The following is a 20,729-nucleotide window of genomic DNA, read 5'->3' as shown; positions in this document are numbered from 1 at the left end:
TCTCGTCGAGGGTCACCACGATAGTCCGGTGTGTCATCCGAAGACCAGGCCGAGATCGGGGGTATCGCAGTGAGAAAACCCAACACCGACGCGGCGAACGCCGAGCTGCTCGCGCAGCGGTACCGCTCGCTGGTCGAGCACACACCCGACGCCATCTGCGTGCACGAGGCGGGCGTCATCGTCTACGTGAATCCGGCGATGGTGCAACTGCTCGGTGCGCACACGGCCGAGGATCTCCTCGGATTGCGGATCACCCATTTCGTGCACCCCGACTCCATTCCACCGATGCTCGACCGGATCGCCCAGCTCACCGCCGAGGGCGCGGCCTCACCGCCGACCGAAATGGACCTTTTGCGCATCGACGGGCGGAAAGTGCCCGTGCAGACGGTGTCGGTGCTCACGGCCTGGCAGGGCGAACTGGCCTATCAGGTGGTGGTGCACGATCTGACCGCGCAGCGGGCCGCCGAGGCCTCCGCACGGCAGGCCGAGGCGTACTTCACCACCGTGGTCTCCCAGCTCGAGGAGGGTGTGCTTGTCGTCGACCGGCGCGGCAGGCTCGAATCGATCAATCCGGCGGGCAGGCGCATCCTCGGCATCGCCGACTCCGCGCCGGTCCTCGGTGCGCGCTTCGACGAGCTGCCCGTCACGATGATCGACTGGGAGGGTCAGCCGCTGCCCGTGGGCAGGCATCCGATGGCGCACACGTTGACGACCGGCGAACCGGTGACGCGGTTCGTGTTCGGGGTGCGCCGGGCCGACGGTCAGCAGGTGTGGCTGTCGTGTAACTGCCGGCTGCTCAATCCCGACAGCCCGGACTCGGCGGGGGTGTCGTCGTTCGCCGATGTCACCGAATACCGGGCCAGCAAGATGCAGCTCGAGTACCAGGCCACCCACGACGCCCTGACGGGACTGGCGAACCGGTCGCTGATCCTGTCGCAGTTGTCGGCGGCACTGGCCGACGAGGGCGGCACCCTGGTCACCACCGTGCTGTTCATCGATCTCGACGGGTTCAAGGCGATCAACGACACACTCGGCCACGCCATCGGCGACACGGTCCTGCAGATCGTCGCCCAGCGGCTGCAACGCGCGCTGCGCGCCGAGGACGTGGTCGGCAGGCTCGGCGGGGACGAGTTCCTCGTGCTGCTCGCCGGGCAACCGCAGCGCACCGATCTGCCGCGCCTGATCGAACGGCTGCGCGTCACCATGGCCGAGCCGATCATCGCGAGCGGGCACCGTCTCGAGATCAGTGCCTCGATCGGCGTCACCGAACTAGGCCCGCACGAACGCCGCACCCCCGAGGCGGTGCTGCACGACGCCGATCTGGCCATGTACCGCGACAAGCCCTCCGGTCGCCGCAACCACACCACGCACGCGTCCTGACACACTGGTCGGCGTGATCGTCGAACACGCCCTGCTGCCCGTCCGGCCCGGTTGCGCCGCCGCTTTCGAGGCAGCCTTCGCGCAGGCCTACCCGATCATCGCCGGTATGCCCGGCTTCGGAGGGCTGTCGTTGTCGCGGTGTGTGGAGCGACCCGACACCTATCTGCTGCTGGTGCGATGGGAGCGGTTGGGGGATCACACCGAGGGGTTTCGCGGGTCGCCGGAATATCAGCGCTGGCGTGCGCTGTTGCATCACTTCTACGAGCCTTTCCCGGTGGTCGAGCACTTCACGCCGGTGACCGGTGACGAAGTCTTCCCCGCGACGGGCGCGCTGCCGTCCGGGGGCAAGTAGACTCGACAACTCTGTTCTCAACGCGGTGACAAAGGAGTCCTGTTTTGCCCGACCGCCTCGCCGACGACCGCGCCAGCACCGACCAGGGCGGGCGCGGCCGCGAGATCGAACAGGAACAGCAGTACCTCACGGTGCTCTACGACCGCCTCGACGCCATGCGCGACTACGCGCAGAACCGGCTCAAGACCGTGCTGCTGGAAGCGGGCGGGACCCCGCAGGCGCGCAGCGAACGCGAGTCGTTCACCGCGCTCTACAGCGAGGACCTGGCCAAATACGACGCCGCCGAGCACGGCCTGTGCTTCGGCCGCATCGACTTGGACGCCACCGAGGACGCCGCCCGCTATATCGGGCGCCTCGGCATCCTCGACGAGGACAACGACTACGAACCGCTCCTACTGGACTGGCGCGCTCCCCTGGCGCGCCCGTTCTACCTGGCGACCACCGCCAATCCCGAGGACGTGGTCCGCCGCCGTCACATCCGCTCACGCAACCGCACGGTCACCGCGATCAACGACGAGTACCTCGACCTGGGCGCGGCCGAACGCGACGGTGCCGTGGGTACCGACGACGGCGTGGGCGGCGAGAGCGCCCTGCTCGCCGCGCTGAACGCGGCCCGCACCGGGCACATGAACGACATCGTCGAGACGATCCAGAGCGAGCAGGACGCGATCATCCGCTCCGAGCACAAGAGTGTGCTCGTGGTGCAGGGTGGGCCGGGCACCGGCAAGACGGCGGTGGCGCTGCACCGGGCCGCCTACCTGCTCTACACCTTCCGTCAGCAGCTGGCCAAGAGTGGTGTGCTCATCATCGGCCCGAACGCCACCTTCCTCGACTACATCGGGCAGGTGCTGCCCTCGCTCGGTGAGACCGGTGTGCTGCTGTCCACCATCGGCGACCTGTATCCGGGAGTGAAGGCGGTCCGCGAGGATTCGCTGCGCGCGGGTGAGATCAAGGGTTCGCTCGACATGCTCGAGGTGCTCAAGCAGGCGGTGCGCGACCGGCAGGAGGTGCCCGCCGAACCGGTGCGGCTCACCTTCGACGGCTACCCGGTGCTGCTGGACCGCAAGATCGCGACCCGGGCGCGTGGCCGGGCGCGTTCCTCGCGCCGCCCGCACAATCTCGCGCGGCCGATCTTCGCCTCGTCGGTGATCGACGCGCTCACCGATCAGCTGGCCGCGACGATGGGCGCCGATCTGTCCGGCGGCACCAGCCTGCTCAGCTCGGCCGATCTCAGCGAGATCGGCGACGAGATGCGCGCCGACCCGCAGGTACAGGCCGCGATCAGCGCGCTGTGGCCGGTGCTCTCCCCGCAGGAGGTCCTCGCCGATCTGCTCGCCGACCCGGCCCGGCTCGACCGCGCGGCCAAGTCGCTGAGCCCCGAGGACCGCGCCGAACTCGTCCGCCCCGACGACGGCACGTTCTCCGCCGCCGACGCGCCACTGCTCGACGAACTCGCCGAACTGCTGGGCGTGGACGACACCGAGGAGCGGGAACGAGCCCGCCGCCGATGGCGTGCGCAGCTGGCCGAGGCCCAGGACGCGCTCGACATCCTCACCGGTTCCGCACCCCAGGACATCGAGGACGAACTCGACCCCGAGATCCTCATGGCCTACGACCTGATCGACGCCACCCAGCTGGCCCAGCGCCAGGAGTTCGGCAACCGGCAGACCACCGCCGAACGCGCCGCGGGCGACCGAACCTGGACCTACGGGCACGTGATCGTCGACGAGGCGCAGGAACTGTCGGAGATGGCGTGGCGAATGGTGATGCGCCGCATCCCGAATCGGTGGATCACCGTCGTCGGTGACGTGGCGCAGACCGGCGACCCGGCGGGCGCGTCGTCGTGGCAGCGGGTGCTGGAACCCTATGTGGCCAAACGCTGGAAGCTCACCGAGCTCACGGTCAACTACCGCACCCCCGCCGAGATCATGGCGGTGGCCGCCGACGTCCTCACCGCCATCGATCCCACCGCCCAGGCGCCGCGCTCGGTCCGCGAAACCGGCAATCCCCCTCGCGCACATCGTGTTTCGCCTGCGGAAGTGCCGGACGAACTGGCCCGGCTGATCGCCGCGGAACAGGCACCCGGCACTGCGGCCGTCCTCGCTCCCGCCGCTCTCGTCCCCGAACTGTCCACGCTGGCAGGCGAATCGGTGCAGGTCCTCACGGTGCACGATGCCAAGGGCCTGGAGTTCGACCGCGTGTACCTGGTGGAACCCCAGGCCATCGTCAAGGAGTCCCCGCGCGGTCTCAACGACCTCTACGTCGCACTCACCCGCGCCACCCAGCGGCTCGCGGTGGTGCACACCGAGGATCTGCCCGAGGTGTTGTCGGCACTGGCCTGAGACGACGAAGTGCCGGCACCCAGCGGGTACCGGCACTTCTCGTCGGTCCAGTACTAGCGCACCGTGTGGACGATCAGGACGTCCGAGCGCGACTTGCGGGCTACGTCCGAGGGGACGGAGCCGAGCAGGCGGCCGGTGAGGGTGTTGAGGCCACGGTTGCCGACGACGAGCAGGTCGGCCTTGGTCTCCTTGATCAGGTCGAGCAGGGAATCCACCGGCTCGCCGACGATGGCGCGCTCGACGATGTTCTTCGCACCGGCGGCCACCGCCTTCTCGCGGGCGACGTGCAGGATCTCGTTGGTCGGCGCCGAGCCACGGACCTGGTAGGCCTCGTCCTTGAGCACATCGGCGGCCGCGGCGACATCGCGATCATCGGTCGGGAAGTAGGCGCAGGCCAGCACGAGGGTCGCGTCCGCGTCGGCAGCGAGCGCCGCAGCCTTCTCCACCGCGACGTACGACGAATCCGAGCCATCAGTACCGACGACAATGGTCCGGTAGGCGGTCATCTCTCCTCCAACTTGGTCGGTGCAGCGCCGAACGACCCGGGAATCGAGCATCGGCGCGGCAATTGCGTCGACCATAACGCCACAACGCGCCGATTTATCGACAATTCGCAACAGATCACACCGGGAGTGTTGGGTCACTTTGTCCGGCAGTACCGGATTATGGGCGCCGTCGTCGGCATTCACCTGCGCCGATCGAACGGTGAGCCGACGAAATTGTGGCAAATCACAACACAATCAACGCCGCTGCGGGCCTGGGATTTTCGTCACAACACCGACGGCGCCGTGCCCGTTCACAGCGTTGCGGCGGCCGCGCCCGTCGCGCGGGCGCGGCGCGCGTATTCGCGGGGCGGCATCCCGATCTGCGCGGTGAATTCCCGGCTGAAATGCGCCTGATCGAAATAGCCCAGATCGGTGGCCAACTCGGCCAGATCCGGGTCGGAGTGAGCGAGCAGATCGGCGGCGTCCTGCAACCTGAACCGGCACAGCACCCATTTCGGGCCGGCGCCCACATAGCGGCGGAACAGCCGCTGCAAGGTGCGCATGGGCACCGCGAACCGTTCGGTGACCTGGTCCACGCGTGTGAGCTCCGGATCCCGCTCCATCGCCGTCACGATGCGCGACACCAGCGCGAACTGCGGATCCTCGGCACCGCCACGGCCGCCGAAGAATTCCTCGACGATCCCGACCCGGTCCTCGTCGGAAGATTCCGCTAGCACCCGATCGGCCAGTCCCGCCGCTTCGGGCAGCACCTCGGTTAGCGGCGCCGAACCGTCGCGTAGGGCACCGACATCACACCCGGTGAAGGCCCCGAAACCGCCGGGGCGGAAACGGATTCCGAATGTCTCGCCCTCACCGTCGAGATCGCGCACGTACTTGGTGGTGCACACGCCGTTCACGAATCCGCCGGTACGGGTACTGCTGCGTTCGAAGGTGAGGTTCACGCACGGAAACGACAGCACCTCGGCACGGAACGCGGGCCTGCCACGCAGATCCCAGCGCACCACCCAGTACCGGTCGGCGAATTCCGCCAGCGCGGGACCGACGTCGAGCCGTCGCAGCGATCGGTGTCTGGCCTGCTCGCGCGGGAGGAGGATCCCCTTCGCGTCGTCGAGGTCGCCGGTCGTCATCGCCGGTGTCGCGTTCTTACAAGACCGGCGGGCGCCGGGTGAGCAGGATCGAAACCATGACGAATCCTGTTGCGCCCATCCCGGAGGGCTACCACTCCATCACCTGTTTCCTGGCCGTCGCCGATGGCGAGGCAGCCATCGACTTCTACTCCGAGGTCTTCGGCGCGAAGGTGCTCAGCCGCGCCGACGATGCCGAGGGCAGACCCGTGCATGCCGAACTGCTCATCGGCGACTCCACTCTGCAGCTCGGAATCCCGCTGGCCGACAACAGCGTTCGCGCGCCCGAAGGCTGGGTGCACACCTCGATCGTGCACTACTGCCCCGATGTCGACGAGGCCGTCGCGCGTGCCGTCGCGCGCGGTGCCCGCGTTGCCGAGGACGTCCAGACCTTCGTCACCGGTGACCGCTACGGCGTCGTCATCGACCCGTTCGGCCACCGCTGGGCGGTCATGACCCGCGTCGAGAACGTCTCCCGCGAGGAAGCCGACCGCCGCATCGCCGAATGGATGGCTGGGTCTGATTAGCGGCCGGCGCCGCGGGGTTTCCGGCCGTCGCCGGGTCGACATACTCAGCTCAACCCCGCGGCGTCCATTCCGCGCAGCTCCTTCTTCAGGTCGGCGATCTCGTCACGTAAGCGGCCTGCGAGCTCGAACTGCAGTTCGCGGGCGGCGTTCATCATCTGATCGGTGAGCGAGGCGACCAGGTCGGCCAGCTCGGCGCGCGGCATCGACTTCACGTCGCGTTCGGCGTAGATGCCCGCGCTCACCGCGCGACCGGGTTCGCCCTGTGCCCGCCTGCCGCGGCTGACGTTGCGGCCGGAACCGCCGACGGCCACCTCGTCGCCCGCCTCCAGGTACACCTGGTCGAGGATGTCGGCGATCTTTTTGCGCAGGGGCTGCGGGTCGATGCCGTTGGCCTCGTTGTAGGCGATCTGCTTGGCGCGGCGGCGGTCGGTCTCGTCGATGGCGTGGCGCATCGAGTCGGTGATCTTGTCGGCGTACATGTGCACTTCACCCGACACGTTGCGGGCCGCGCGGCCGATGGTCTGGATGAGGCTGGTGCTCGACCGGAGGAAGCCCTCCTTGTCGGCGTCGAGGATCGCCACCAGCGACACCTCGGGCAGGTCGAGGCCCTCGCGCAACAGGTTGATGCCGACGAGCACGTCGTATTCGCCGAGGCGCAGCTGACGCAGCAGTTCCACGCGGCGCAGGGTGTCGATCTCCGAATGCAGGTACCGCACCCGGACCCCGAGCCCGAGCAGGTAGTCGGTGAGGTCCTCGGACATCTTCTTGGTGAGCGTGGTGACGAGCACGCGCTCGTCGCGCTCGGTGCGCTGCCGGATCTCGTGTACCAGGTCGTCGATCTGGCCCTTGGTCGGTTTCACCACCACCTGAGGGTCGACGAGACCAGTCGGGCGGATGACCTGTTCGACGACCTCACCGCCCACCTGGCCGAGCTCGTACGGCCCGGGCGTAGCCGACAGGTACACCGCCTGCCCGATCCGGTCGGCGAACTCCTCCCAGGTGAGCGGCCGGTTGTCGACCGCCGAGGGCAGCCGGAACCCGAATTCGACGAGGTTGCGCTTGCGCGACATATCGCCCTCGTACATGCCACCGATCTGCGGGACGGTGACGTGGGACTCGTCGATGACCAGCAGGAAGTCGTCGGGGAAGTAGTCGAGCAGAGTGGCGGGCGCCGACCCGGCGGGGCGACCGTCGATGTGACGTGAATAGTTCTCGATGCCCGAGCAGAACCCGACCTGGCGGATCATCTCCAGATCGTATTCGGTGCGCATGCGCAGGCGCTGCGCCTCGAGCAGTTTGCCCTGGCCCTCGAGCTCGGCCAGGCGCGTGGCCAGCTCCTCCTCGATGGCGGCGACGGCTTTCTCCATGCGCTCCGGGCCCGCCACGTAGTGGGTGGCGGGGAAGATACGCAGCGAGTCGACCTGACGGACCACATCGCCGGTGAGTGGGTGCAGGTAGTACAGCGCCTCGATCTCGTCGCCGAAGAACTCGATGCGGACCGCGAGCTCCTCGTAGGACGGGATGATCTCGACAGTGTCGCCACGCACCCGGAACGACCCGCGCGTGAACGCCATGTCGTTGCGGGTGTACTGCACATCGACCAGCAGCCGCAGCAGCGCGTCACGGTCGATCTCGCCGCCGACCTCGAGCTGCACCGAGCGATCCAGGTATGACTGCGGCGTACCGAGACCGTAGATGCACGACACCGACGCGACCACCACCACATCGCGACGCGACAGCAGGCTGGAGGTGGCCGAGTGCCGCAGCCGCTCGACGTCGTCGTTGATCGAGCTGTCCTTCTCGATATAGGTATCGGTCTGGGCGATGTAGGCCTCGGGCTGGTAGTAGTCGTAGTACGAGACGAAGTACTCGACCGCGTTGTGCGGCAACATCTCCCGCAGTTCGTTGGCCAGCTGGGCCGCGAGGGTCTTGTTCGGCGCGAGCATCAGGGTGGGCCGCTGCAGCTTCTCGATCAGCCAGGCGGTGGTCGCCGACTTGCCGGTGCCGGTGGCACCGAGCAGCACCACGTCCTTCTCCCCCGCGTTGATGCGACGCTCGAGCTCGGCGATGGCGGCGGGCTGATCGCCTGCCGGCTGATGCGGGCTGACCACCTCGAAGCGGCCACCCTTGCGCTCGATCTCACCGACCGGGCGGTGCTCCGAATGCGCGAGCGGGTGCCCCCGCTCTTCGTACCCTTCGGCCGGGATCTCGGTTGCGAATGCCATGCACACCAGGTTAGGCGCAGCCACCGACAGATTCGTCCCGGCGCGAAAGCGAGCGGCACACCTGCCCGCGTGCCGGTAGATTCTGCGCACATGACCCAGGCCTCGACCGTGCACGTGCACCCGCCCAAAATCGAGCTGTTCGACGTAGCGGCCAAGACCAATACCGATCCGAAGGGTTTCGTGCGGCCGGTCGAGGTGTACCGGGAGGAGCCGTGGGGCCTCTACATGGGGCGGCACTCCGACCATGCCAGCTTCCACTATCTGGAGTCGTGGCTGCTCCCGAGTCTGTCGCTGCGCGCGTCCAAACTCTGGTACAACCCCGGCATCGAGCAGTGGCAGGACGTGTACGTCGATGTCGGCGTCTTCACCAGGGACTCCCCGACGCTGTGGCGCTCGCTGGACCACTACCTGGACCTGCTGGTCCGCACGGGCCGCGATGTGCGCCTGGTCGACATCGACGAACTGCTCGCCGCGCAGACCGACGGCCTGCTCGATGCCGAACAGGCCCAGGCGGCGATCGAACACGCGGTCGCGGCGGTCGACGGGATCGCCGCGCACGGGTACTCGCTCGAGGCGTGGCTCACCACCCTCGGCATGACGCTGACCTGGCGCTGAAACGACGAAACCGCCCGCGACCGGACAGGTCGCGGGCGGTTTCGGTATCGATCAGCCTGCCGAACCGCTGCCGAGCAGGTCGCCGAGGCCACCACCGCAGCCTGCGCTGCCGGTCGCGGCCGCCTCACCGACGGTGACGGTGATCGAGTCGCTGATCAGCAGCTGCCGCGCCTCGAGCTTGTGCTGGCCGGTCGTGGTCGGCTTCCAGGTCATGCTCACCGTGCCGGAGAGCAGCGACGGGGAGACCGTGCCGATGTCGCGGCCGTTGTCGGTGAACTTCACCGAGGTCAGCCTGTCGACCTCGACGCTGGCCGTCAGCTTGTAGCTGCACCCGACCTTGTGATCGGTGCCCGCGACGCTGAGGTTGCCCACCCAGGCCGAGGCCTGTGGGGCGGCCAGCACGATGGTGGCGGCGACAGCGCCGAACGCGGTGATGCCGAAGCCCGCACGGCCGAGACGGTGATGTGTTGTCATACGCGCTACAACTTCCCTGTGAATCGAGTCACCCGGTAGTGACTCGCCACAATGTAACCAGCGCGCCGCCCGCTACGGACAGTTTTTGAAACATTGACGTTTAACAGATGCCGACCGGGGTTACGCGCGGGCGCGAGCCCACTCACCGACCCTCGGGTAGACCACGTCGAACCACGGTTCCTTCACCCCGTAATAGGCCTCGCCCGCCGCCTCGCCCGACTTCCCCGCCGCCGCCCGTTCGGCCGTCCGCTTGATCTCCAGATACTCCGTCCGCACGTCCTCCTCTGCCCGCAACCAGTCGCGGAAGTCGAGCGCGAACCGCTGGCCTGGCGAATCCTGCACGCGCAGATGAATATTCGCCGGTCGGCCGGGATCCGCGTTGCCGTGCAAGCGTTTTGCCCACAGGTCCACGTCGGTGCCCGCCGGATCCTCGGGCGTGGGCTTCGGGTTGTCGTGCGTGATGCCGACCGCGCGCGGGAATCCCGCGGCTGCCAGCGAATCCGCCAGTGCGTCAGCGGTTTCCAGGTGGGCCACCGTCACCTGGATATCGATGAGGTCCTTGGCGGGCAACCCGCTCACCGCCGTGGAACCGACATGGTCGATGCGCACCGCCGCAGCACCACACACCAGATGCAGCCGGGCGATGATCCGGCGCGCCTGCGCGCCCCACTCCGGGTCGTGCGGCACCAACCGGTACTCCGCCCGCGCCCGCACCCCCTCGCGCTGATTGCGTTCGAAGGGCACCAGCCGCCGCTCCCACAGCGCCCGCACCTGCTCCTCGACCACACCGGGGGCACCGTTGTTGTCCAGCCACACATCGGCGACGGCGTGGCGTTGCTCGTCGGTGGCCTGGGCGGCGATCCTGGCCAGGGCATCGGCCTCGGCGACACCGCGCTGCTCGACCAGCCGGCGCAGGCGGGTCTCGACATCGGCGCCGACCACGACCACCAGCTGCATGAGCGGGGCGAGCCCGTTCTCCACCAGCAACGGAATGTCTTGCACCACAATGGCATCGGCGGGGGCGGCGCCGATGAGTTCGGCCGTGCGGGCACCGACCAGCGGGTGGGTGATGGCGTTGAGCTTGCCGCGTGAGGTGTCGTCGGCGAAGGCCACCGCCGCCAGCGCGGGCCGGTCGAGGCTGCCGTCCTCGGCCAGGATCGCGTCACCGAACTCGGCGACGAGCGCGGCCAGACCCGGCGTTCCCGGCGCGACGACCTCGCGGGCGATGGCATCGGAGTCGATCACCACCGCCCCCAGTTCGACCATGGTCCGCGCCACTGTGGACTTACCCGCTCCCATGCCTCCGGTGAGGCCGATCCGCAACATGCGCCAAGTCTCGCATCCCCGCGCCCGGAGCAGGTCAGGTGTTCCCGACACGCCGATATGCGGCGGCTGCAAATCCGGGGCCGGGCGCGTCGCGTCGACTAACCTTCGCGCAGGCGAGAAGGCCAATCACCAGCGAGCGAAGGATGATCATGGGCACCACACAACACCGGACGGCTCGCCACCGCCTCGGCATGCCCGGCGGTGTGCACTGCGTTGAATTCCCTGCTGTGGCAGCGAGTCTCGCCGAGTATCGCCGGTCCTGGTTCACCGCTCTGATCTCGCCCGCCAGACACAGTTTCGCCGCGATGCGCAAGCGCACCAGCATGGGCGCCACCTACTGGGTGCCCGCCGCCGCCGCGAACTGAGCACCGACCACCCGAGCCCACCCGTTACGAACGGGTGGGCTCGTTGTCGTGCAAGCTCTGTGTGATGACCGGGCCGGAAACAGGCCGAAGGCCCCGGTCAGTGTGGACCGGGGCCTTCGACTGTGTTGCTCTACCTGAATCAGGCGTTACCGCTGAGCTTCTCCCGCAGAGCCGCCAGCTGCGCGTCACTGGCGAGCGAACCGCCGGTGGACTCGGCCGGACCGGAGGTGGCCTGCGTGGCGTTGCCGCTCTCGGAGGAGTAGTTGCCCGCGGCCGGACCGCCAGCGGCGGCTTCGGCAGCCGCGTCAGCAGCCATCTTCTCCATCTGAGCGGTGTGCATCTTGTGGCGACGCTCGGCCTCGGCGTAGCGGCCTTCCCACTCTTCACGCTGCTTGTCGAAGCCCTCGAGCCATTCGTTGGTCTCGGGATCGAAGCCCTCGGGGAAGATGTAGTTGCCCGCTTCGTCGTAGCTGTCGGCCATGCCGTACTTCGACGGGTCGAACTCGGCGTGGTAGTCCTCGTTCGCCTGCTTCAGCGACAGCGAGATCCGGCGACGCTCCAGGTCGATGTCGATGACCTTGACCATCGCGTCGTCGCCGACTGCCACGACCTGGTCCGGGACCTCCACGTGGCGCTCGGCCAGCTCGGAGATGTGCACCAGGCCCTCGATGCCCTCTTCGACGCGCACGAAGGCACCGAAGGGAACCAGCTTGGTGACCTTGCCGGGCACGATCTGGCCGATCGCGTGGGTCCGGGCGAACTGACGCCACGGGTCTTCCTGGGTCGCCTTGAGCGACAGGGAGACGCGCTCGCGGTCCAGGTCGACGTCGAGGACCTCGACGGTGACCTCGTTGCCGACCTCGACGACCTCGGACGGGTGGTCGATGTGCTTCCAGGACAGCTCGGACACGTGCACCAGGCCGTCGACGCCGCCCAGGTCCACGAAGGCACCGAAGTTGACGATCGAGGAGACCACACCCTTGCGGACCTGGCCCTTCTGCAGCTGGTGCAGGAACTCGCTGCGGACCTCGGACTGGGTCTGCTCGAGCCAGGCGCGACGCGACAGGACCACGTTGTTGCGGTTCTTGTCGAGCTCGATGATCTTGGCCTCGATCTCCTTGCCGACGTACGGCTGGAGGTCGCGGACACGACGCATCTCGACGAGCGAGGCGGGCAGGAAGCCACGGAGACCGATGTCGAGGATCAGGCCGCCCTTGACGACCTCGATGACGGTGCCCTTGACGGCCTCGTCCTTCTCCTTGAGCTCCTCGATCGTGCCCCACGCGCGCTCGTACTGAGCCCGCTTCTTCGACAGGATCAGGCGGCCTTCCTTGTCCTCCTTGGTGAGAACCAGGGCCTCGACCGCATCGCCCACGGAAACGACCTCGTTGGGGTCGACATCGTGCTTGATGGAGAGTTCACGGGAGGGGATGACGCCTTCGGTCTTGTAACCGATGTCGAGCAGGACCTCGTCACGATCGACCTTGACGATGGTTCCCTCGACGATGTCGCCATCGTTGAAGTACTTGATCGTGGCGTCGATGGCGGCGAGGAAATCCTCGGCGGAGCCGATGTCGTTGACGGCTACCTGCGGCGAGGTGACGGTGGTGGGCATATGTGGGTTTGCTCCGGACGGATTGTGGTCGGTTGCGGACATTGGAACTTTCGGTACGCTGCGAGATCACCGCGACGAGGCGACGAGGGACCGAACAAGTATCGCACGGACCGCCGACATTGCCGCTGATCAAACTCAGCACGGGCGACTCCGTCATCGGATACTGTACGCATCAACCCCGGCGCACAGCGTTCCTCGTGAGAGGTTCCTCGAAAGACACTCGCGTGCCTCAGCGTACGCGAGGGTGTTCCAGCCGGGCAAACCACCCCCCGTTCCCGCCGATACCCTTGGCGTCGTGTCCGATGACGAACGCCATGCGCAGGCAAACGCGCTGTTGGGAACCGCGGCGACCACCCGAACCAGGATCGGCTCGGCCGACAGCGAACGCGCCAGCAGGCGCTGGTGGGATGCCGACGCCGACCAGTACCACCAGACCCACGCCGATTTCCTCGGTGTCGACTCCCCCGGCGGCGAGTTCGTGTGGTGCCCGGAGGGGCTGCACGAGGGCGACATGCATTTTCTGGGCGACGTGACGGGCCAGCGGGTGCTCGAGATCGGGTGCGGTTCGGCGCCGTGTTCGCGCTGGCTGGCGGGGCAGGGCGCGCATCCGGTCGGGCTCGATGTGTCGATGGGGATGCTCGCGCGCGGCGTGGCCGCGATGGAGCAGGGTGGACCGCGGGTGCCGCTGGTTCAGGCGGGCGCGGAGGCGCTTCCGTTTGCGGACGCCACCTTCGATCTGGCCTGTTCGGCGTTCGGCGGGGTGCCGTTCGTCGCCGATTCGGCGCGGGTGATGCGCGAAGTGGCGCGGGTGCTCGTGCCGGGTGGCCGGTGGGTGTTCTCGGTGAATCACCCGATGCGCTGGATCTTTCCCGACGATCCGGGCGAGGCCGGCCTGGTGGCCCGTATTCCGTATTTCGACCGCACGCCCTATGTAGAGGTCGACGCTGACGGTGTGCCGACCTACGTCGAGCACCATCGCACGATCGGTGACCGGGTGCGCGAGATCGTCGGCGCGGGGCTGACCCTGCTCGACATCGTGGAACCGGACTGGCCGGAATGGCTCGACCGCGAATGGGGCCAGTGGTCGCCGTTGCGCGGGGAGATCTTCCCCGGCACCGCCATCTTCGTCACCGAGAAGCCCGGCGGCACCGGACGGCCCGGCGCCTAGAACTCGGGCAGCGCCGCGAACGACGGGGCGACCTGGACGTTCGGCACCGTTTCGGCGACCCAGCGACGCGCCCTGGTGAGCGCGTGATGCGGGAATTCGGCGTCGAAGCGGACGTCGTCGGACAGCAGGTACGGCAGTTTCCCGCGCAGACCCGGTGCGTAGGGGTGGGGCGGGCACATCTCGTCGCGGCGGAATCGGCGGCCGATCGTCCGTTCCCGCTCCCCCGGCGGCCCCGTCTCCGGGCAGATGATCTGGAACACCGCCGAGCAGCGGTCCTTGGGCACCACGATGGACGCCGCGAAGACGAGCTCACCGTGTGGGCCCGGCATCCGCGTCTTCTCGACGCGCAGCAACGCGGGCAACTGGTCGACCCACACCACGAATGCCTCGATCAGGCAGCCGGTGCGCGCGTGGTGTTCGGCCAGCCGCCTGCGCAGCCGCTTCGGGTCGTCGAGCCGCGCGGGCAGATCGGGTGCGCCGTTGACGTAGTTCAGCGCGACGACATCACGAGTGGCCGGATTCCCCCAGGTCGTGTCGTCCAACTGTTGCATTCCAGGAATGTCGAACGAGATGGGCACCGGATCAATTTACCGGCGTGGTCGAGTTCGGTTGTCGCCGTGCACGGCTCGGCGCGTCCTTCCAGACGAAACCCGGTGTTCGCCCAGGTCGGCCGGTCGGGTGCCGTGACAGATCACCACGGTGAGCCACCGAGGGCCTCGATCCGAGCGACTCAGTCGCGCTTGGGTTTTCGGCCGACCTGCTCGAGGGCTAGGCGCAGGGCGTATTCGATCTGGGAGTTGATGCTGCGCAGGTCGTCGGCCGCCCACTTGGCGATGGCCTCGTGGACGGCCGGGTCGAGCCGCAGCAGAACCTTTTTGGGTTCCCTCTTCGGCGCGGGCACAGTCGGCCTCAGTAGAGGGATCCGGCGTTGACGACCGGTTGCGTCGCGCGGTCGCCGCAGAGGACGACGAGGAGGTTGGAGACCATGTTGGCCTTGCGTTCCTCGTCGAGTTCGACGGTGCCCTGCTCGGCGAGGCGGTCGAGCGCCAGGGCGACCATCCCGACAGCGCCCTCGACGATCTGGGTGCGGGCGGCGACCACCTGCGCGGCCTGCTGACGGACCAGCATCGCCTGCGCGATCTCGGGTGCGTAGGCCAGGTGGGTGATGCGGGCCTCGATCACCTCGATACCGGCGGTAAGGGTGCGTTCGCGCAGCTCGACGGTGAGTTCCTCGGCCACCTCGGCGCCGTCGCGCAGGCTGGTGCGGGTGTCGTCGTGGGCGTCGTAGGGGTGCGTGGTCGCCAGGTGACGGACCGCGGCCTCGGACTGGGTCTCGACGTACTCCTCGTAGTCGTCGACCGCGAAGGCAGCCTTGAAGCTGTCGACCACCTTGTAGACCACCACAGCCGCGATCTCGACGGGATTGCCGTCGGCGTCGTTGACCTTCAGTTTCTGGGTCTCGAAGTTGCGCACTCGCAGCGAGATGGACTTGCGGTCGCTGAGCGGGACCACCGAGAAGAAGCCCGGTTCGCTGACCGAGCCGATGTAGCGACCGAAGAAGGTGACGACCTTGGCCTCGTTGGGGTCGACCACGATCAGCCCGGTGGCCAGCGCCGCGACGATCACCACACCGAGAACGCCGACCACCGCGCCTGCCCAGGCGAGCGCGCCGCCGTCGTGCTGGGACACCGAGATCAGCGACAGCACCGCGAGGGCGCCGAACAGCAGGGTGGACACCAACCACCCGAGTAGGACGGCAAATCCGTTGAAGCGAAAGGCGGGCCGCAGTTCCATGACATCCTCCGATATCCGAGTGATATCATTACAATAGCAGATACAGACAGCGGCGACAACGCCGGTTACACGCGGGGGATGGTGCGATTGGCGCGGAACATGCCGTACGGGTCGTACTTCGTCTTCAAGGCCCGCAGCCGGTCGAAATCGGCAGGTGGATAGCCCGCCGCGGTCTGCTCGGGGCCTGCCGCGGCGCCCGCTCCGTAAAGGAAGTTGAGGTTGTGGCCGATTGTCCACGGCGCCAGTGCTTTTCGCACCGTGTCCAGCGCTTCGGGAGCGGCGTCGCCGGCGCCCGCGTCGGTGATGACCCGCACGATGTACTCGGCGTCGCGGTGACCGACCGACGCGGTCCCCCGGCGCAGCGCCCCACCCAGATGACGGATGTCGATCACGGCGTCGACCGGTCCGCCGGGTGCGGTTTGCGCCCGCAGCGCGGCCAGCGCTTCGGGGGTGAGGTCGGCGAGCAGCGCGTTGGTCGCGGCGTAGGCGTGCGGGAAGTCGGGATCGCTGTGCACCGTGTGGGATTCGGTGTAAGGCATGGTGCGCAGGTCGTCGCGCAGACGGTCACCGATAGCGCGCAACGGTGCGACCAGGCGCTCGGCCTCCTCGGCGGGCAACGTGCTCGCCACCCGGATGGAGGCGACATGCCTGCCGCGCAACGGCTGCGGGACCGGCGGGATGTCGGGGAAGGTCAGCGCGGCGACGGTTGAGGTGATTTCCTCGGGCACGGTCGCACTCCACTGCCGCCAGGTGTCGAGCACCGTGTCGACGAGCGGGGTGTCGAAAAGCAGCTGGCCGCCATAGATCTCGGTGACGGGCACGAGGTCGAGTTCGAGGGCGGTCACCACACCGAAGTTGCCGCCGGTGCCGAGGACCGCCGCGAACAGTTCGTCGGCGGGGCCGAGGGTACGGACGCGACCGTCCGCCGTGACGAGTTCTATCGAGCGCACATGGTCTGCGGCGTAACCGAATTCGCGGCCGAGCAGGCCGAGGCCGCCGCCGAGCACGTAGCCGACCACACCCACCGACGGTGAGGAACCGTTCAGCGGGGCCAGCCCGTGCGCGGCGGCCGCCTCGACCAGTGCGCCGGCCCGCACACCGGCGCCGACCCTTGCGGTTCGTTTGTCCGGGTCGACGGTGATCGCGTTCATCCGGCCGGTGGTGACGAGCACACCGCCGTCGACGGCGACCGACAGACCGTGCCCGGTGGCCTGCACCGCGAGGGGAAGACGGTGTCGCGCCGCGTATTCCACGGCGGCGCGCACGTCCTCGGTGTGGACGGCACCGGCGACGAGTGCGGGCCGGTGAGTGTAGGCGGTCTGGAACCCGGCGATCTCCTGCTGGTACCCGGCGTCGTCCGGGGTGAACACGGGCCCGGTGAAAGTGGCGGTTTCAGTCATGACTCCACTGTGCTCACCTCGGTGCAATAAGCCCAACAGATAGTTTTTCTGGCTCCTATAATCTCTGGTTATGGAACTGCGGCAGCTGCGCTACTTCGTGACGGTCGTCGACGAGGGCGGCTTCACGCGAGCGGCACAGCGCCTACACCTGAGTCAGCCGGGGCTGAGCGCCCAGCTCAAACAGCTCGAACGCGAACTCGGCCAGCGGCTCCTGGATCGCGGCGCCCGAACCGTCACCCCGACCGAGGTCGGCCGGGCGGTTCTCGACCATGCCCGCGCCGCCCTGGCCGCCGTCGATCGCATCGACCAGACCGTCCAGGAGTTCAGCGGATTGCTGCGTGGCCGGGTGCGGTTGGGTGCCATCTCCGGTGCGGCGGCCGACGAGTTCGACATCGCGGGTGTGCTGGCCGGCTTCCACCACGACCACCCCGGTGTCGCGATCAGCCTGACCGAGGACACGTCCGAACGCATGCTCGCCGCACTCGACCGCGACGACCTCGACCTCGCCCTGGTCGGCCTCACCGGCGCCGAGCTCGGACCCGGCATCGCTACCGACGTGGTGCTCGAGACGCCGCTCGTCGCCGCGGTCGCCGCCGAAGCCGACGAACCCGCCGACACCATCACCCTGCGGGCGCTCACCGGGCGACGCCTCATCTGCCTGCCCCGCGGCACCGGCCTGCGCGGAATCTTCGAACGTTCCTGTGCTGCCGCGGGTTTCGTTCCGGAGATCGCCTTCGAGGCGGCGGCTCCCCCGCTGCTGCTCGAGCTCGCCGCACGCGGCCTCGGCACGGCGGTGGTGCCCGCGCTCGGCGCCGAGGAAGCCGCGGGATTCGGGGTTCGGGTGCTATCGATCGTCGAGCCGGCGATCCGCGGCAGGCTGGCGCTGGCCTGGCGAGCCGATCGGCCACTCACTCCGGCGGCCAAGGTGCTGCTCGGTCAGCTGCGGATCGCGCTGCGCACCGGCACCTGATGCCGCCCGCGCCGCCGTCGTCACGGCGGCGTTAGGCTCGCACCACACTGATGAAGGAGAGCTCGACCACGACAGGAAGGGCGCGACATGGGGCAGTCGACAACCGCGGGGAAGTTGCGGGAGCTGCGGCAGAATCTGGTGGCGGCACAGGAGCCGGCGGGGGAAGCCGGCGTCGCCAAGCGGGCGGCCAAGGGGATACCGAGTCCGCGTGAACGGATCGACATGCTGTTGGACAAGGGCAGTTTCGTCGAAATCGGCGCCCTCGTGCGGCAGCCGGGCGACGGCCTCTACAGCGACGGCGTGGTCACCGGGCACGGAACCGTGGACGGGCGCCCCGTGGTGGTGATCGCCCACGACCAGACCGTGTACGGCGGGTCGGTCGGTGAGATGTTCGGCCGCAAGGTGGCCATGGCCATGGACCGCGCGGCCGACGTGCAGTGCCCGTTCATCGCGATCAACGACTCCGGCGGCGCCCGTGTGCAGGACGCGGTGACCTCGCTGGCCTGGTACGCGGCCATGAGCCGCCGCCAGCTCCGGCTGTCGGGCCTGGTGCCGCAGGTGTCGATCATGCTCGGCAAATGTGCTGCGGGAGCGGTGTATTCGCCGATCAACACCGATGTGCTGATCGCCACCGAGTCGGCGTACATGTTCGTCACCGGTCCCGAGATCATCCGGGAGACCACCGGCGAGGTGGTCACCCTCGAGGAGCTCGGCGGCGCGTTCAACCAGGCGCAGAACGGCAACATCCATCACGTCGCGGCCGACGAGCAGGCCGCCTTCGACTGGGCGCGAGCGTATTTGAGCTACATGCCGTCGAGCTGTTTCGACGAGGCGCCGGTGGTGAATCCCGGCCTCGAACCCGGGATCACCGAGTCCGATCACGAACTCGACTCGCTGATCCCGGATTCCGATCGCGCCGGTTACGACATGTACGACGTGCTGTTACGCATCTTCGACGACGGCGATTTCCACGAGATCGGTGGCAATGCCGCCCGCAATCTCATCACCGGTTTCGCGCGCGTCGACGGCCGAAGCGTCGGCGTGATCGCCAACCAGCCGCTCGTGTCCAGCGGCGCGATCGATGCCCGCTGCTCGGACAAGGCGGCCCACTTCATCCGCCTCTGCGACGCGTTCGGGTTGCCGCTGGTGTTCGTCGTCGACACGCCTGGTGTGCTGCCGGGCGTCGAGGAGGAGAAGATCGGCGTCATCAAGCGCGGCGGGCGGTTCTTCTACGCGGTGGTCGAGGCGACCGTGCCGATCGTCACCGTCGTCGTGCGCAAGGCCTACGGCGGTGGTTACGCGGTGATGGGCTGCAAGCAGCTCGGCGGCGATGTGAACCTGGCGTGGCCGACCGCGCGTATCGCGGTGATGGGCGCGGAGGCGGCGGTCGGGTTGACGCAGCGGAAGCAGCTGGCCGCAGTTCCCGAGGAACAGCGCCGCCAGGTGCGTCAGCAGATGATCGACTTCTACAACACCACCGTGGCCACCCCGTGGATCGCCGCCGAACGCGGCTACATCGACGCGGTGATCGAACCGTCGCGGACCCGCCTGGAAATCCGCAGGGCCCTGCGCCTGCTCGCCGACAAGCGCGAGATCCGAGGGCCACGCAAACACCTGCTCATGCCGTTGTGACACCGTGCTCGGCCCGGCGCCCACGCCGGGCCAGCCCGCACGCCGCCACATAGCCGCGGACCAGGGGGCGGGTGTCGTCGCGCCGCCAGGCCAGGGCAAGTTCGCAGGGGCTGATCCCGGTGACCGGTCGGCACACCACGCCGTCGCGGGTCACCATCGGTGCGTTTCCGGTGGCCAGCAGCACGACGCCGTCGCCGTTGACCAGGGCCTCGTAGGTTTCCTCGGTGCTCGAGACCTCGGCGCCGATGACGGGTTCACGCCCGTCACGGGCATCGAGGGCGAGCCAGTAGTCGCGCAGGATCCCGGCCGAATGCGGGAGTGCCAGAAAGGGTTCCGCGAGGAGATCCGCGAAGGCGATCTGCTCGCGGGTGGCGAGCCGGTGTGTGCTCGGCAAGGCGACCAGCCGCGGTTCCGTCGCGACCACGTGCCAGTCGTAGCGGGCGTGGTCGAGCGGCAACCAGACGAAGGCGACATCACTTGATCCATCGGCCAGCCCCGCTGACGGATCTTCCCAACTGAACTGGCGCAGGACCGGTTTCGCGTGCGGAAAGGCGGTGCCGAACCGGGAGCGGATGGCGGGCAGGATGCCGCGACCCGGGCTCGTACTGATCCCGATCGTCAGGACCGCCGCCTGCGTGGCCTTGGCGGCCGCGACCGCGGCTTCGCCGAGCTCCCACGCCGCGAGTACCTGACGGGCCTGCGGCAGCAGCGCCGCACCCGCCGCCGTCAAGGTGACCGACCGCGGTCCACGCACGAACAATGCGGTGCCGATCTGCTTTTCGAGCTTGCGGATCTGTTTGCTCAGCGCGGGCTGGGACACATACAACCGTTCGGCGGCGCCGGTGAAGGTGAGCTGCTCGGCGACCGCGACGAAGTAGCGCAGATCGCGCCCGTGCACATCCATAACCATTGGT

20 protein-coding genes are annotated in these 20,729 nt (G+C 68.2%); 9 read left to right on the top strand and 11 right to left on the bottom strand.

The window, feature by feature from the left end:
- The first annotated feature begins 69 nt into the window (after positions 1-69).
- Genes HYG95_RS09985 through HYG95_RS09975 form a run of 3 tightly spaced genes read left to right on the top strand, consistent with a single transcriptional unit; the run spans position 70 to position 4,074 of the window.
- Positions 70-1,380, top strand: a complete 1,311-nt coding sequence (locus HYG95_RS09985) for a diguanylate cyclase domain-containing protein (RefSeq protein ID WP_181697701.1) — start codon at positions 70-72, stop codon at positions 1,378-1,380.
- 13 nt (positions 1,381-1,393) lie between these two features.
- Positions 1,394-1,732: an antibiotic biosynthesis monooxygenase gene (locus tag HYG95_RS09980; RefSeq protein ID WP_181697700.1), complete on the top strand. Its 339-nt coding sequence runs from the start codon at positions 1,394-1,396 to the stop codon at positions 1,730-1,732.
- Positions 1,733-1,776: 44 nt separating this feature from the next.
- Positions 1,777-4,074 carry a 3'-5' exonuclease gene (locus HYG95_RS09975; RefSeq protein ID WP_181697699.1) on the top strand — a complete coding sequence of 766 codons (2,298 nt, stop codon included), beginning with the start codon at positions 1,777-1,779 and terminating at the stop codon, positions 4,072-4,074.
- A 53-nt stretch (positions 4,075-4,127) separates the two neighbouring features.
- Here the strand turns inward: HYG95_RS09975 and HYG95_RS09970 are convergent, their stop codons facing one another.
- Together HYG95_RS09970 and HYG95_RS09965 are read right to left on the bottom strand one after the other, a co-directional pair.
- On the bottom strand, positions 4,128-4,580 hold the full coding sequence (locus HYG95_RS09970) for a universal stress protein (protein ID WP_181697698.1): 453 nt from the start codon (positions 4,578-4,580) through the stop codon (positions 4,128-4,130).
- Positions 4,581-4,870: 290 nt separating this feature from the next.
- Entirely contained in the window at positions 4,871-5,707 is an 837-nt protein-coding gene (locus HYG95_RS09965) for an AraC family transcriptional regulator (RefSeq protein WP_181697697.1), read from the bottom strand.
- Between the two features lie 56 nt (positions 5,708-5,763).
- Between HYG95_RS09965 and HYG95_RS09960 the strand changes: the two genes are divergently transcribed.
- Positions 5,764-6,231, top strand: coding sequence for a VOC family protein (locus HYG95_RS09960; protein WP_181697696.1), 468 nt, complete (start codon positions 5,764-5,766; stop codon positions 6,229-6,231).
- A 44-nt stretch (positions 6,232-6,275) separates the two neighbouring features.
- Here HYG95_RS09960 and uvrB read toward each other — a convergent pair whose 3' ends face one another.
- Entirely contained in the window at positions 6,276-8,456 is a 2,181-nt protein-coding gene (gene uvrB, locus HYG95_RS09955) for an excinuclease ABC subunit UvrB (protein WP_220139264.1), read from the bottom strand.
- A gap of 90 nt (positions 8,457-8,546) precedes the next feature.
- On the opposite strand from uvrB, the gene HYG95_RS09950 reads away from it, so the two are divergent.
- Positions 8,547-9,071, top strand: a complete 525-nt coding sequence (locus tag HYG95_RS09950; RefSeq protein ID WP_181697695.1) for a DUF402 domain-containing protein — start codon at positions 8,547-8,549, stop codon at positions 9,069-9,071.
- Between the two features lie 51 nt (positions 9,072-9,122).
- On the opposite strand, the gene HYG95_RS09945 is transcribed toward HYG95_RS09950, so the two are convergent.
- The gene (locus tag HYG95_RS09945) at positions 9,123-9,545 is read right to left on the bottom strand and encodes a hypothetical protein (RefSeq protein ID WP_181697694.1); all 423 of its coding nucleotides are present in this window, start codon (positions 9,543-9,545) and stop codon (positions 9,123-9,125) included.
- A gap of 120 nt (positions 9,546-9,665) precedes the next feature.
- On the bottom strand, positions 9,666-10,871 hold the full coding sequence (gene coaE / locus HYG95_RS09940) for a dephospho-CoA kinase (RefSeq protein ID WP_181697693.1): 1,206 nt from the start codon (positions 10,869-10,871) through the stop codon (positions 9,666-9,668).
- 149 nt (positions 10,872-11,020) lie between these two features.
- Between coaE and HYG95_RS09935 the strand changes: the two genes are divergently transcribed.
- Entirely contained in the window at positions 11,021-11,236 is a 216-nt protein-coding gene (locus tag HYG95_RS09935) for a hypothetical protein (protein ID WP_181697692.1), read from the top strand.
- A gap of 139 nt (positions 11,237-11,375) precedes the next feature.
- On the opposite strand, the gene rpsA is transcribed toward HYG95_RS09935, so the two are convergent.
- Positions 11,376-12,851: a 30S ribosomal protein S1 gene (rpsA, locus tag HYG95_RS09930; protein ID WP_067498011.1), complete on the bottom strand. Its 1,476-nt coding sequence runs from the start codon at positions 12,849-12,851 to the stop codon at positions 11,376-11,378.
- 295 nt (positions 12,852-13,146) lie between these two features.
- Between rpsA and HYG95_RS09925 the strand changes: the two genes are divergently transcribed.
- Entirely contained in the window at positions 13,147-14,019 is an 873-nt protein-coding gene (locus HYG95_RS09925) for a class I SAM-dependent methyltransferase (RefSeq protein ID WP_181697691.1), read from the top strand.
- Here the strand turns inward: HYG95_RS09925 and HYG95_RS09920 are convergent.
- From HYG95_RS09920 to HYG95_RS09905, 4 genes are all read right to left on the bottom strand, one after another.
- Positions 14,016-14,570: a hypothetical protein gene (locus HYG95_RS09920; protein ID WP_181697690.1), complete on the bottom strand. Its 555-nt coding sequence runs from the start codon at positions 14,568-14,570 to the stop codon at positions 14,016-14,018. The genes HYG95_RS09925 and HYG95_RS09920 overlap by 4 nt on opposite strands.
- A gap of 179 nt (positions 14,571-14,749) precedes the next feature.
- The gene (locus tag HYG95_RS09915) at positions 14,750-14,920 is read right to left on the bottom strand and encodes a hypothetical protein (protein ID WP_166655833.1); all 171 of its coding nucleotides are present in this window, start codon (positions 14,918-14,920) and stop codon (positions 14,750-14,752) included.
- A gap of 8 nt (positions 14,921-14,928) precedes the next feature.
- Positions 14,929-15,813 (bottom strand): SPFH domain-containing protein, encoded by an 885-nt coding sequence (locus HYG95_RS09910; RefSeq protein WP_181697689.1) that lies wholly within the window; start codon positions 15,811-15,813, stop codon positions 14,929-14,931.
- Between the two features lie 65 nt (positions 15,814-15,878).
- Positions 15,879-17,213 (bottom strand): FAD-binding oxidoreductase, encoded by a 1,335-nt coding sequence (locus HYG95_RS09905; RefSeq protein ID WP_181697688.1) that lies wholly within the window; start codon positions 17,211-17,213, stop codon positions 15,879-15,881.
- Between the two features lie 70 nt (positions 17,214-17,283).
- Here HYG95_RS09905 and HYG95_RS09900 point away from each other — a divergent pair, with 70 nt between their 5' ends.
- Together HYG95_RS09900 and HYG95_RS09895 are read left to right on the top strand one after the other, a co-directional pair.
- On the top strand, positions 17,284-18,183 hold the full coding sequence (locus tag HYG95_RS09900) for a LysR family transcriptional regulator (protein WP_181697687.1): 900 nt from the start codon (positions 17,284-17,286) through the stop codon (positions 18,181-18,183).
- 87 nt (positions 18,184-18,270) lie between these two features.
- The gene (locus tag HYG95_RS09895) at positions 18,271-19,815 is read left to right on the top strand and encodes an acyl-CoA carboxylase subunit beta (RefSeq protein WP_181697686.1); all 1,545 of its coding nucleotides are present in this window, start codon (positions 18,271-18,273) and stop codon (positions 19,813-19,815) included.
- Here HYG95_RS09895 and HYG95_RS09890 read toward each other — a convergent pair.
- Entirely contained in the window at positions 19,802-20,719 is a 918-nt protein-coding gene (locus tag HYG95_RS09890) for a LysR family transcriptional regulator (RefSeq protein ID WP_181697685.1), read from the bottom strand. The genes HYG95_RS09895 and HYG95_RS09890 overlap by 14 nt on opposite strands.
- Between the last annotated feature and the right edge of the window lie 10 nt (positions 20,720-20,729).

Origin of the sequence: Nocardia sp. GTS18 (assembly GCF_013839555.1) — a bacterium.
GTDB classification, from domain to species: Bacteria; Actinomycetota; Actinomycetes; order Mycobacteriales; family Mycobacteriaceae; genus Nocardia; species Nocardia rosealba.
This window is presented reverse-complemented; position numbering and strand designations above follow the sequence as displayed.